At 51.0% G+C, this 12,485-nt stretch carries 12 protein-coding genes and 9 tRNA genes; 3 read left to right on the forward strand and 18 right to left on the reverse strand.

The window, feature by feature from the left end; translation table 11 throughout:
- Positions 1-8: 8 nt before the first annotated feature.
- The 11 genes from MT343_RS10305 to MT343_RS10355 all read right to left on the reverse strand — a co-directional run bounded on the left by MT343_RS10305 (position 9) and on the right by MT343_RS10355 (position 6,349).
- Positions 9-425 carry a DUF3429 domain-containing protein gene (locus MT343_RS10305; RefSeq protein ID WP_145468454.1) on the reverse strand — a complete coding sequence of 139 codons (417 nt, stop codon included), beginning with the start codon at positions 423-425 and terminating at the stop codon, positions 9-11.
- Between the two features lie 276 nt (positions 426-701).
- Positions 702-1,469 carry a 3-deoxy-manno-octulosonate cytidylyltransferase gene (kdsB, locus tag MT343_RS10310; RefSeq protein ID WP_145468452.1) on the reverse strand — a complete coding sequence of 256 codons (768 nt, stop codon included), beginning with the start codon at positions 1,467-1,469 and terminating at the stop codon, positions 702-704.
- A 7-nt stretch (positions 1,470-1,476) separates the two neighbouring features.
- The gene (locus tag MT343_RS10315; RefSeq protein WP_145468450.1) at positions 1,477-2,484 is read right to left on the reverse strand and encodes an NAD-dependent epimerase; all 1,008 of its coding nucleotides are present in this window, start codon (positions 2,482-2,484) and stop codon (positions 1,477-1,479) included.
- Positions 2,481-3,041 carry a KdsC family phosphatase gene (locus tag MT343_RS10320; RefSeq protein WP_145468448.1) on the reverse strand — a complete coding sequence of 187 codons (561 nt, stop codon included), beginning with the start codon at positions 3,039-3,041 and terminating at the stop codon, positions 2,481-2,483. The genes MT343_RS10315 and MT343_RS10320 overlap by 4 nt, the downstream gene beginning before the upstream one ends.
- Positions 3,042-3,228: 187 nt before the next feature.
- Positions 3,229-3,304 (reverse strand) — tRNA-Glu (locus tag MT343_RS10325).
- 19 nt (positions 3,305-3,323) lie between these two features.
- A tRNA-Ala gene (locus MT343_RS10330) sits at positions 3,324-3,399 on the reverse strand.
- Between the two features lie 34 nt (positions 3,400-3,433).
- Positions 3,434-3,509, reverse strand: a tRNA-Glu gene (locus MT343_RS10335).
- A gap of 21 nt (positions 3,510-3,530) precedes the next feature.
- Positions 3,531-3,606: transfer RNA gene (locus MT343_RS10340), tRNA-Ala, on the reverse strand.
- 152 nt (positions 3,607-3,758) lie between these two features.
- Positions 3,759-5,276, reverse strand: a complete 1,518-nt coding sequence (gene gltX, locus MT343_RS10345) for a glutamate--tRNA ligase (RefSeq protein ID WP_145468446.1) — start codon at positions 5,274-5,276, stop codon at positions 3,759-3,761.
- 350 nt (positions 5,277-5,626) lie between these two features.
- Positions 5,627-5,714: transfer RNA gene (locus tag MT343_RS10350), tRNA-Ser, on the reverse strand.
- Between the two features lie 83 nt (positions 5,715-5,797).
- Entirely contained in the window at positions 5,798-6,349 is a 552-nt protein-coding gene (locus MT343_RS10355) for a nitroreductase family protein (RefSeq protein ID WP_243989382.1), read from the reverse strand.
- Between the two features lie 263 nt (positions 6,350-6,612).
- On the opposite strand from MT343_RS10355, the gene MT343_RS10360 reads away from it, so the two are divergent.
- Positions 6,613-7,941 carry an adenylate/guanylate cyclase domain-containing protein gene (locus MT343_RS10360; protein ID WP_230332324.1) on the forward strand — a complete coding sequence of 443 codons (1,329 nt, stop codon included), beginning with the start codon at positions 6,613-6,615 and terminating at the stop codon, positions 7,939-7,941.
- A gap of 75 nt (positions 7,942-8,016) precedes the next feature.
- Here the strand turns inward: MT343_RS10360 and queF are convergent, their stop codons facing one another.
- The 3 genes from queF to MT343_RS10375 are packed head-to-tail and all read right to left on the reverse strand — an operon-like array spanning position 8,017 to position 10,544.
- Positions 8,017-8,838: an NADPH-dependent 7-cyano-7-deazaguanine reductase QueF gene (queF, locus tag MT343_RS10365; protein ID WP_145468440.1), complete on the reverse strand. Its 822-nt coding sequence runs from the start codon at positions 8,836-8,838 to the stop codon at positions 8,017-8,019.
- A gap of 12 nt (positions 8,839-8,850) precedes the next feature.
- Positions 8,851-9,627: an ABC transporter permease gene (locus MT343_RS10370; RefSeq protein ID WP_145468438.1), complete on the reverse strand. Its 777-nt coding sequence runs from the start codon at positions 9,625-9,627 to the stop codon at positions 8,851-8,853.
- Positions 9,624-10,544, reverse strand: a complete 921-nt coding sequence (locus tag MT343_RS10375) for an ABC transporter ATP-binding protein (protein ID WP_145468436.1) — start codon at positions 10,542-10,544, stop codon at positions 9,624-9,626. Before MT343_RS10375 ends, MT343_RS10370 begins: the two co-directional genes overlap by 4 nt.
- A 25-nt stretch (positions 10,545-10,569) precedes the next feature.
- Between MT343_RS10375 and MT343_RS10380 the strand changes: the two genes are divergently transcribed.
- Positions 10,570-10,971, forward strand: coding sequence for a PA2817 family protein (locus tag MT343_RS10380; protein ID WP_145468434.1), 402 nt, complete (start codon positions 10,570-10,572; stop codon positions 10,969-10,971).
- 85 nt (positions 10,972-11,056) lie between these two features.
- On the opposite strand, the gene MT343_RS10385 is transcribed toward MT343_RS10380, so the two are convergent.
- The 4 genes from MT343_RS10385 to MT343_RS10400 all read right to left on the reverse strand — a co-directional run bounded on the left by MT343_RS10385 (position 11,057) and on the right by MT343_RS10400 (position 11,524).
- Positions 11,057-11,132: transfer RNA gene (locus MT343_RS10385), tRNA-Gly, on the reverse strand.
- A 27-nt stretch (positions 11,133-11,159) separates the two neighbouring features.
- Positions 11,160-11,235 (reverse strand) — tRNA-Glu (locus tag MT343_RS10390).
- A 111-nt stretch (positions 11,236-11,346) separates the two neighbouring features.
- Positions 11,347-11,422 (reverse strand) — tRNA-Gly (locus MT343_RS10395).
- 26 nt (positions 11,423-11,448) lie between these two features.
- Positions 11,449-11,524, reverse strand: a tRNA-Glu gene (locus tag MT343_RS10400).
- A gap of 187 nt (positions 11,525-11,711) precedes the next feature.
- Here MT343_RS10400 and MT343_RS10405 point away from each other — a divergent pair.
- The gene (locus tag MT343_RS10405; protein WP_145468432.1) at positions 11,712-12,455 is read left to right on the forward strand and encodes a hypothetical protein; all 744 of its coding nucleotides are present in this window, start codon (positions 11,712-11,714) and stop codon (positions 12,453-12,455) included.
- Positions 12,456-12,485: the final 30 nt, after the last annotated feature.

Genomic DNA, 12,485 nt, shown 5'->3' on the forward strand with positions numbered 1-12,485 from the left:
ATCACCGCTCAGTGAACGGCGATAAAAACGATAACATTCAGAATAGTTACCGCTGCCGTCAGAATATTACGCAAACGCTTATAAGACTCGGCATAAGCACGTTTAAAAATCGGATTGGTCTCAGTCCAGAGCAGCAACCAAAAACCAACCATAAACATCAGCACCGCGACATTCGTAGGCAGAAAATACGCCAGCAATCCCCAAAGGAAAGTGCCGATGGATAACTCCAGCGGGATTTCATCAATCTGCTCCGGATTCGCCTGCTCAACGCCCCAGCAGCCACCGGCCATAAATGCCAGAATCAACAACGAATATAATTTAAAAAATTCTTCGCCCCCGTCGAGACCCAACACAACCGCTGTCGCGCCGGCAATAAAAGGCAGCAGACCGGCATAACCGAGCTTCTCTGAAATAGACAATGCCATCGTGGTACTCCTTACTTCAACAACGTCTGTATTGCAGGACAATCTGAATAAATCCGGTTAGGAATCCCCAGCCACCTCATTCAGCGCCACATCTGAAAGGTGATAGCGCACAGGGCAAACACAAGGGAATTATTCAAAAGAGCCTTAAGCCTCTGTTTTCAAAGACTTACAGGCTAAAAATAGCCCAGACAGAAAGAAAAGTATCTAAAAAAATGGCTGCAGTGTCGGACACTGCAGCCATTTTTAAGCTGATAAAGCGCAAAAAAGAAAAATAACTCAGTTCAGGCCAAGTAAAAGTTCTTCAACCCGCGCCACATCATCCTGAGTATCAACGCCGTGTCCCGGTGCCTGATCGATCACCGACATATGGATTTTTACGCCGTACCAGAGTGCGCGCAGCTGCTCCAGAGATTCGGTAGCTTCCAGCGCACAGGGTTCCATACGGGTGTACTGCTGCAGAAAGGACACGCGGTAACCGTACATACCGATATGACGGTACACCGGCATTTTACCGGTCATCTGCTCTGTGCTGATTTTATAGGCATCACGATCCCAGGGAATCGAAGCACGGCTGAAGTACATGGCAAAATGCGCCCGATCCAGCACCACTTTCACTACGTTCGGATCAAATGCGTCTGCCGCATGCTTTAACGGTGTACAGACAGAACTCATCCCTGCCTGCGGATTTTCCAGCAGACTGGCAGCAGTCATCTCGATTAAAGACTGTGGGATCAGCGGCTCGTCGCCCTGCAGATTGACAATTACAGCCTCAGCATCCCAGCCTTTAATCTGCGCAACTTCAGCAATACGTTCAGTGCCGTTTTCATGATCCGGTGAGGTCATCACCACATCCGCGCCAAAAGCCAGAGCCGCATCGCGGATGCGCTCGTCATCGGTGGCAATCACAATATCCTGCACACCGGTTGCCAGCGCACGTTCATAAACATGCTGAATCATGGGCTTACCGGCCAGCATAATCAGCGGCTTACCCGGCAGACGACTGGAGCCATAGCGGGCCGGAATCACAATTTTATAATCAGCCATTTATTGCTTATACCTTATAAAAATCACGGTACCAGCGGGCAAAACGTTCAATGCCTTCTGCCAGCGGTGTGTTCGGAGCAAAATCAACATCTTCAACCAGATCATCAACATTGGCATAGGTCGCCAATACATCGCCCGGTTGCATTTCCATATAGTTTTTATTGGCTTTTTTACCCAGCACATTTTCGATGGTTTCGATAAAGGTGCCCAGCTCAACGCTGTTATGGTTGCCAATATTGTAAATTTTATAAGGCGCAGAACTGCGCGAGCAGTCACCACTTTCCGGCGTCCAGCCGCTCACACCCTGAGGAATTTTCTGGGTGATACGGGTTACACCTTCGACAATATCATCGACATAGGTAAAGTCGCGCTGCATCTTGCCATGATTAAAGACGTTAATGGTTTTGCCTTCGAGAATATCGCGGGTAAAACTGAAGTACGCCATATCCGGACGTCCCCAGGGGCCATACACGGTAAAGAAGCGCAGACCGGTTACCGGCAAACCATAAAGATGGGCATAGGTGTGCGCCATTAATTCATTGGATTTTTTCGTCGCGGCGTACAGCGATACCGGATGATCAACCCGGTCAGAGGTGCTGTACGGAATCTTAGTATTCAGACCATAGACCGAGCTGGACGAGGCATAAACCAGATGCCCTACTTCACTATGACGACAGGCTTCAAGAATATTCACAAAACCAATTAAATTACTGTCGACATAGGCATGCGGATTGGTAATGGAATAACGCACACCGGCCTGTGCCGCCAGATGCACAACACGGTCAAATTTATGCTCGGCAAACACCGCATCAACCGCAGCACGGTCAGAAAGTTCGACCTGCTTAAAGGTGAAACCGGACTGCTCAGCCAACCAACCCAGACGCCCGTGCTTTAAATTCACGTCGTAGTAGTCATTCAGGTTATCGATACCAATAACTTCGTGACCCTGCTCAACAAAGCGCTTACTGGTAAAAGCACCGATAAAACCGGCGGCACCGGTTACCAGAATTTTCATATTTTTTTATCCTCAAACTCAGGCAGCATGGCCTTGATATAAGCTTCATCCAGCGGCATACGACTGCCGAGTATAATATCGGCCACTTCGCGGGCAACGCCCCGGCCACCTTCGGCTTCAGTAATTAAATCGGAATGGTCTTTCACCATCCAGAAGGCATCTTTTGGCGCAATGCTTAAACCGACTTTTTTCATCACTTTCAGATCAATAACATCATCGCCGACATAACAGACTTCGCCAGGTTCAAACCACAGCTCATCCATTAAGGCTGATAACACAGCCCATTTATCTTTGGTACCCGGAAAGAAATGTTTGATTCCCAGATCTGCCGCACGACGTGCCAGTGGTGCAGACTCTTTGGCAGAAATAATAGCGGTCACGATGTCATAGCTATCCAGCAATTTAATACCGACGCCATCTTTAACATTAAAGTGTTTCACCTGTTCGCCATCCGCCGAATAGGTCAGCGTGCCGTCGGTCAGTACACCATCAACATCGAACACAACCATTTTAATAGCGCGGGCTTTTTCTTTAACCACATTAGGAATATGTACCATAACCGCATCCTGACAACGCCTGTACGGGAGCCTGACTGATGCATAGAGCAACAAACCAGAATTTTGCCGCTATTGTAACGCGTTTAACGAAGCAGTGTTATGGCAAAGCAGCAGAGAAGCCAGCCTGTAACAGCAAAAAAATATGAGTTATTAATACGAAGATAATGACCTGAAGCGGTCAGAAAGATGGCATCCCCAAGGGGATTCGAACCCCTGTTACCGCCGTGAAAGGGCGGTGTCCTAGGCCTCTAGACGATGGGGACACAAGGACAAACAAAAAATTGGTGGAGCCTAGCGGGATCGAACCGCTGACCTCAACACTGCCAGTGTTGCGCTCTCCCAGCTGAGCTAAGGCCCCGTATGCAGTACAACCTGAAAAGGCTGATGCAAGATGGCATCCCCAAGGGGATTCGAACCCCTGTTACCGCCGTGAAAGGGCGGTGTCCTAGGCCTCTAGACGATGGGGACACAAGGACTGCTTTGAGAATTTGGTGGAGCCTAGCGGGATCGAACCGCTGACCTCAACACTGCCAGTGTTGCGCTCTCCCAGCTGAGCTAAGGCCCCGTCTCAAAACGTGCGCGAATATTACTTACGCCCTTCTGTACTGTCAACCTATGACAGCAGAAATGAGCGAAAAAATTTTCTGAAACAATAACTTAGCCAATATTGCCGGCCGCCCTTCCCGCCCAGCAGACAGAATAAGCGGCCGTAACAAATCAGGACTCTGCCGCAGCACTCAACTCAGCGGCAATGGCCGCTGACAACTGCTGATAATCCTTCTCCATTTTCTTGGCTTTCTTCTTACCAACACCACCCAGCACATCAATAGCATGACGCAGACGTGCACGGCTCATATCCGGTCCCAGCAGCGCCATGCTGTCGAGCACAGAAATGGTGGCCGAGGTACCGGCAATAGCAATAAAGAACGGGAACAGGAAGTCGCGGACTTTAATGTCCAGCAGACGCGCCAGGGCACACAGACGCGCTTCGATGTCTTCTTTACTCCAGTGACGGATCTCTTCCAGCTGCCACAAGCCAAACTGCAGCACCGTCAGCAGACGCTCTTCGTCATAGGCCTTGTGTTCAAAGCTGGCTGGCGTCAGCGGCGTCAGACCAGACAGGAAATGCCCGGCCAGCGGCACAACGTCCGAGAAGGTTTCGATACGCGGCTGCACATGCGGAATCACCGGCAGAATATTCTGCGGACGCAACCCCCAGGCAGCAAAGCGCTGAGCGAAGGTCTCAGCATCCAGCTCACGCACCCACAGGCTATTCAGCCAGCGCAGCTTCTCCACATCAAACACCGGCCCACCAAGGGATACGCGCTTGATATCAAAGTTGGCAAACATCTGATCACGGGTGAACTTTTCACTCTCATCCGGCATCGACCAGCCCATACGACCCAGATAGTTAAGCAGCGCTTCCGGCATATAGCCCATGCGATCGTAGAACAGGATTGAGGTTGGGTTCTTACGCTTGCTCAGCTTGCTCTTGTCCGGGTTGCGCAACAGTGGCATATGGCACAGATGCGGCATATCCCAGCCAAAGTATTCGTACAGCAGCTTATGCTTAGGCGCAGAGCTGATCCACTCTTCACCACGGATAACGTGGGTGATCTTCATCAGATGATCATCCACCACGTTGGCCAGGTGGTAAGTCGGCATGCCATCGGATTTCAGCAGAATCTGCGCATCGACCTGAGCCCAGTCGAGTTCAATCGCACCGCGCAGCATATCGTCCACCACGCACACGCCCTCTTCCGGCACCTTCATACGCACCACATAAGGCTCACCTGCCGCTTCGCGACGGGCGACTTCATCGGCAGGCAGCAGCAAATCGGAAGGCTTGAGTGCAGTCAGTGAACCCTGCTCCTGACGGGCAAGACGCAGAGCATCCAGCTCTTCAGCGGTGCGGTAGCACTTAAAGGCATGACCACTGTCGAGCAGCTTCTGCACGTGCTCAAGATACACATCACGGCGCTCGCTCTGACGATAAGGGCCAAATTCACCACCAACATCCGGACCTTCATCCCATTCCAGACCCAGCCAGCGCATGCTGTCCATAATGGCCTGCTCAGATTCAGGCGTGCTGCGTGCCTGATCGGTATCTTCAATACGCAGAATAAACTGGCCGCCATGCTGGCGGGCAAAAGCCAGATTGAATAAAGCGATGTAGGCAGTACCTACGTGCGGATCGCCGGTAGGCGAAGGTGCAACACGGGTGCGGACCGTCATAAATGGTGTTCTCTGTGACATGCGGATTTAAGGCGGAGGATTATAGAGAATTCACGCACATAACGCACCGGTCTGCTGCATTGCCAAGCGCTGCACATAACAAACCTCGAACATAAAAACCGCAGAGCCTGACGACTATGCGGTTTTCAGAATGAGTGGCCGACGAGAGAAAGTGGAGGGATATCCCGACCACGCCACAGGGATGAACGCCGTCGCAGGCTCCGGCAGTTGTCGCAGTACTCGGTACGAACCCACGAGGGCTCGGCCCCCTCCTCTCACCGCTCTTTTACGCAAATACGGAGCATAAAAAAACCGCAGAGCCTGACGACTATGCGGTTTTTTAAAATTAGTGGCGGTGAGGGAGGGATTCGAACCCTCGATACCTTGCGGTATACACACTTTCCAGGCGTGCTCCTTCAGCCACTCGGACACCTCACCTAACTGAGCACTGCTCAGAGGCCGCGTACTATACGCAGCAGCGACCTGAGCGTCAACACCCATCCAGCGCTAATTGCTTGTTTTTATGACGATTTCGCCTTCCAGCGGGTAACAAAATCGTCCAGCGGCAATTCCGGAGGCTGCTTCAGGCTGCCGTTGATATGCCCGATATAGACAAAACCGACAATGACATCGCAAGCTTCCAGACCCAGAGCTTCGGTAACCTTTGGATTGGTTGCCATATCTCCGGTCCGCCAGATAGCCCCCAACCCCATTGCCCAGGCTGCATTGAGGATATTCTGCACCCCCGCACCGGTCGACAGCAGCTGCTCATCACGTGGCACCTTCGGATGTTCCTGAATACGGCTGACCGCAACAATCAGCAGCGGCGCCCGCAATGGCATATTCAGTAATTTCTGCTGTTTTTCTGCACTGAGACTCTGCCAGTCCGGCGTTGCCTGCAGGAAACACTCTCCGAGCAAGCGCCGGTCGTCGCCTTCTACCAACAGATAGCGGCTGGGACGCAACCAGGCATGATCTGGCGCCCGCAGCGCTGCACGCAGCAACACCTCCTGCTGCTGTCGCGTAATGTCCGGTCCTGTCAGTTGCGGAGAGGACACTCGTTCAGTCAACATTCGTAAAGCATCCATAGGCGCACCCAAATCAATATTTTCGTCATATGTCTATTGTAAAGTCGCGGCCCTTAATGAAAAGCCTGACTTAGCCGTCATGCACTTGCTGAGCTGTCTTATTCTGGGTATATAGATGTTCTCAATCATTGCCGCTGGTCGAACCGTGTCACCCATTATAAGAACAACAATTTTTTCGGGCCTTCACAATGTCTAACCGTCAGGACCCGTCCCATTTCGCTGAAACCACATTACCAAAGCAAGATTACATGGCCCGGATTCTGGGCTATGGGGTCGCTGCCGTCACGGTTTTAATGGGCATCCTGCAGGGTTATTTTGAAGATCAGGCCATTGTTGTGGCGGTAGTCAGTATTCTTTACCCCCACGCCGTCTATGTTCTGAGTCGCCCTTTCCGCCAAAAGCGTGCCTATTCCACCCGGCAGTTCCTGATTCATTTTGACGCGGTTCTGTGTGGGGTATTTCTCGGCTATATCCAGCTGCCAATTGAGCTGACTGTGCTGTTTCTGATCATGATCAACACCAGCTTTATTATTGTCGGCAGCATTACTGCCTGGGCCTTCTGCATTATTTCGCTGATCTCCGGTGCCGCAGCCGGCATTTTGCTGTTCGGCCACGAAGCTGCCCCACCGGTTCCGACCGAGCTGTTTTTAACGGCAGCCTTCGGTGTTGGCCTACACCTTGGCATTTCAGCCTTTAACAGCAACCGTCAGGCGCGCGATCTGATCCGCCTGAAACAAAAATTTCAGGGCCAGGTTGAACGCTTTCAGGCCCTGTCTCACCAGGTATCCAAATACGTTGCCCCTCAGGTGTGGGAATCCATTTTCTCCGGACGTCGTCAGGCCAAACTGGAAACCCAGCGTAAGAAGCTGGTTATCTTTTTCTCCGACATCGTTGGCTTCTCTTCACTTTCAGAACAGATGGAAGCAGAAGCCTTTACCGACCTGCTGAATCAATACCTCACCGATATGTCGCGCATTGCTCTCAAGTACGGCGGCACTATCGATAAATTCATCGGCGACGGCATGATGATTTTCTTTGGCGACCCGAAAAGCAAAGGCACCAAACGCGATGCCCTTGCCTGCGTGTCTATGGCCATTGAAATGCGCCGCCATATGCTCAAATTGCGCAAACAATGGGCTGAACATGGCATGACAGCTCCGCTGCAAATTCGTATGGGTATCAATACCGGCTACTGCACCGTGGGTAACTTTGGTACCGAAAGTCGTATGGATTACACCATTATCGGTAAAGAAGTGAACCTCGCCAGCCGTCTCGAAAGCGAAGCCGATGCCGGTGAGATTCTGGTGTCACACGAAACCTACGCTTTAATTAAAGATAAAATCATCTGCCGCCAGCGTGGCAGTGCCATGGTGAAAGGTTTCCGCGATCCGGTGCCGCTGTATCAGGTGATGGATTACCGCCGAGATCTGGGCTCCAACCCAAGCTTTATGAACCACGAATCAGAAGGCTTTTCGCTGTATCTGGAATCCGACAAAATCCGCGAAGAAGAACGGGAAAAAGTTGCCGATGCTCTCGAAAAAGCGGCCAATAAAATCCGCGGCAAGGTCAACACTTAAAACCGCAACGCACATAAAAAAACAGCGGCATCTGCCGCTGTTTTTTTAATTAGCCCTGCTGTTATCAATCCGTAACTACTGGCGTACCAGCCGGAAATTTTCCGCAGAGAAAACAGCCTCTGACGTACGGAAAGGATTAATATCCAGACCACCACGGCGCACATAGCGCGCATACACGGTTAACGATTCAGGCTTACACGCCAGTGAAATATCACGATAAGTACGCTCTGCACACTGCTCATGGAAATCCTGATGCTGACGCAGTGAAACGATATAAGCCAACAAGCCAGCCTCATCGATTTTCTGGCCACGATAATAAATATACAGCGTACCCCAGTCTGGCTGCCCCGTAACCGGACAGTTGGATTTCAGCAGATGACTGCACAACCAGCCCTCAAACTGACCATCCGTTGTTTTCAGCAACGAAGCATCCAGAGCATAGCTGTTCACTTCAATATCCAGATCGTCAATACAATGAGCAACTGGCGGTCGCGGGAAATCTGCATCCACCGCATGAAAGATCACCTGGACATCCCCTTGGGCTGCGGCCGATAAATCGGTCGCCATACGCAGGCGAGCCTGTTCCGCATCATCAAAGCGGGTCTGATTAAAAGAGTTCAGATAGAGTTTGAACGACTTGGATTCCACCAGAAAACGACTGGTCGCGGGGATACGGAATTCTGCCAGACAAACCACCGGCTTACCTTTGGAATTCAGCCAGGAAATTTCGTAACCATTCCAGATATCAACGCCGTAAAACGGCACCTCATGGCGATCAAGCCCCTGCGCCCGCCAGCTTTCCTCCCGCTCAATCGGAAACAGTAAGGACGCATCATATTCGTCTTTATACGCCGATACTTTGCCCAGCGGATTATGTTCACTTGTTACTGACGCCATTTTAAACTCCAATCACTGCCGCATACCGACACCACGACGCAACAGCCAGAGACTGTAGGCCGAAAGCACAACAATAAAAAACACCAGCATTCCTAATGAGAACCAGATATTCACATCTGACACCCCCAGAATGCCGTAACGGAATGTATTAACCATATAAAGAATCGGATTAAACAGGGATACGCCCTGCCAGAATTCCGGCAACAGGTTAATCGAATAAAACACCCCACCAAGATAGGTTAAAGGCGTAATTACAAAGGTCGGAATAATAGAAATATCGTCGAATTTGCTGGCGAAGATCGCGTTTATAAACCCACCCAGCGAAAACAGCATCGCCGACAATAAAATCACCAGAAACACCACTAACAGATTATGAATCTGCAGGTCGGTAAAATACAAAGACAGCAGCGTCACGATAATACCAACGCCAACACCACGGGCAATACCACCACAGACATAGCCAAGCAGAATGGTCCCGGGATGAACCGGCGCCACCATCAGCTCTTCAATACTGCGCTGAAATTTATTACTGAAAAATGAGCTTGATACATTAGCGTAAGCATTGGTGATAACGCTCATCATAATCAGCCCGGGGACGATAAAGGACATGTAATCGACGCCACCCATCTGGCCGATACGGGAACCGATCAGCTGACCGAAAATCACGAAATACAGCGTCATGGTAATGGCCGGCGGCAATAACGTCTGCTGCCAGATACGGGTAAAACGACGGATTTCTTTCGTCACTATGGTTGAAAAAGCAACCCACTGAATACGGGCAGGACTCATGCGTTTGCCCCCCGGACCAGATCGACAAACAATTCTTCCAGGCGGTTGGATTTAGTTCTCATACTACGGACTTCAATTCCCTGCTGCGTCAGCAGCGTAAAAATCTGGTTAATACTCTGACCTTTTTCCACGACGACCTCGATACAATCGTCTGCCATCCTTTTGCAATCGAATCCGGCCAGAGAAAAATCAGCCGCTACGGCGGAATTAAGATCGAAGATAAAGGTCTCGGTACCGAGTTGACTCAGCAATTTTCGCGTACTGGTTGCCTGTATAATTTCGCCATGATTAATGATGGCAATATTGCGGCACAGCTGCTCTGCCTCTTCAAGATAATGTGTCGTCAGGATGATGGTTGTACCGGCACGGTTAAGCTCCTGCATAAACGCCCACATAGAACGGCGCAGCTCGATATCAACCCCTGCCGTTGGCTCATCCAGAATCAGCACTTTAGGCTCATGCACCAGTGCACGGGCAATCATCAGCCTGCGTTTCATCCCACCAGACAACATCCGCGCCTGCTGATCACGCTTCTCCCATAAATCGAGTGCACGTAACAGCTTTTCGGCATTGGGCGCTGCCTGAGCAGCGGTCAGACCAAAATAGCCAGCCTGAGTGATGACAATGTCATACACCTTTTCAAACTGATTAAAATTAAATTCCTGCGGCACCACGCCTAGATAACGGCGCGCCGAAAACGCCTGGGTATTGACATCAAACCCCATGACTTCGGCATTGCCGGATGTTTTTTGCACCAGACCCGATAGAATACCCAGAGTGGTCGACTTGCCGGCGCCATTAGGGCCCAGCAAAGCAAAAAAATCGCCCTGTTCTACGGTCAGATCAATGCCTTTCAGCGCCTGAAAGCCGTTGTCATACACCTTGGACAAACTTCGTACCACGAGGGCAGGAACCATAATTTTTAACCTTAAGAGCGTATTAATGAGTGAACGACTGAATGATCATATCCACCTGCTGCAGCAGGTTCATGAGCGCCTGAGCAAGGCACAGAGCCAGTCAGGCGGTGTTATCAGTGACGAGATTCTACATCAGCTGACACAGGTTATTGATCAGCTCACGCAACATTCTGATTCAGGCTACACCCTGGGACAGGATTGGATCACCCATATCTTCAGCCATCACCCACAATTATCACCCGCCATAGACCGCGACCTGCTGTGGTTCTTCGGTGGCGACTGCCTGCACTTCCTGACGGATGAAGAGATCGACCTGTTCCAGCAGATCGATGAGATTGAAGCTCAGCACCATCAGGAACAAAAGCCATTTGACCGCCAGGCGACAAAAGCCCTGCTGCTGAAACCCACCCCCGGTTTCAACGCCTGAATAAGCCCGCACCCTGCCGCCTCGCGGCAGGAAGCTGAATAACGGGCATAAAAAAAGCCGCCATAAAGGCAGCTTTTTTAGAATTTGGAGCGGGAAACGAGACTCGAACTCGCGACCCCAACCTTGGCAAGGTTGTGCTCTACCAACTGAGCTATTCCCGCAATTTTTCTTGCTTATGCCATTTTAAATGGCATCCCCAAGGGGATTCGAACCCCTGTTACCGCCGTGAAAGGGCGGTGTCCTAGGCCTCTAGACGATGGGGACATCGCTAAACACGCTGCGCATTTTACTGCGCTTTTGTTGATTTGCAAGAACTTTTTTTCTTTTAAATCAACAACTTCCCGATTAAGCCGCTGAAACCTGAGTTTCATAAATTGGAGCGGGAAACGAGACTCGAACTCGCGACCCCAACCTTGGCAAGGTTGTGCTCTACCAACTGAGCTATTCCCGCACACTTTATTAAGCTGCCATATTAAATGGCATCCCCAAGGGGATTCGAACCCCTGTTACCGCCGTGAAAGGGCGGTGTCCTAGGCCTCTAGACGATGGGGACGTCTCAATCAAGGAGCGCGCATTCTATTGATGGACATTTAGGTCGTCAACCCCTGTAAATAAGATTTTTACAGCTACACTAACAAAAGGTGTGTTTAAAACCGGAAGCTCTCAAACTTCCCGGCGTTATGACAAATCCCGTTTAACATCGACTCCCGACGGAGCCAAGGAAAGGAAACAGGAAACACATGTCCACCACCAGTCTGGTTATTCTGGCGATATTCACAGCACTGGCCGCCGTCGGGGCGCTGGGCTTTATGCGCTGGCAGGAACAAAAGCGCCTTGAGCGGGCGCGTATGGCAGTTGTCCACTCTGATCAGATGGGTGAACTGAGTATGCTCGGAGAAAGCCTTCAGCCCTGGCTTTCAGCTCCGATGCTGCATTTTATGGCTCAGGAAATTCAGTATCACGGCGGCGAACTGGCCCTGCTGAAGGCCCCCAGCAACAAACGCTGCAATAAAGCAATGGAAGACGCCTTAACCTGGCTTAATGCCACTCCAAGACCACCGGCCAAGCTGCCCGGCCAGGTAAAACAGGCACAGGAAGTACGGCATTCAGTCCAGCGGCTGCAGGAACTGATCCGGGCCAGCCATCAACAGCACCACCTGGCAACGGATAAAGCCAAACAGTTATTACAGGAAGCCAAACTGCTTAACGTCAAAGTTGCCATCGCCGTGTTTGACTCCAAAGCGACCGCAGCAGCCAGCGTTAACAACCCCGCTCAGGCCATTCACTACCTGAAAAAAGCCGAAACGGCCCTGCAACAGCTCAGCAATCTGCCAGATGAGCTTAAGCCCGTTCTGGACAATATTCAGCAACGTATCACTCAGCATCAGGATGAACGACAACCCGCAGCCAGCGGCACCAGACTGGAGGAAGGCACTGACCTGCTGAATGCTGAGGATGATTCCTGGAAGAAAAAACACTTTTAAGGCCGGCCTGTGGCGTTATAACGGCCTGTG

The sequence above is a fragment of the Venatorbacter sp. C2-1 genome (assembly GCF_022832715.1).
Taxonomy (GTDB): domain Bacteria; phylum Pseudomonadota; class Gammaproteobacteria; order Pseudomonadales; family Oceanobacteraceae; genus Venatoribacter; species Venatoribacter alkanivorans.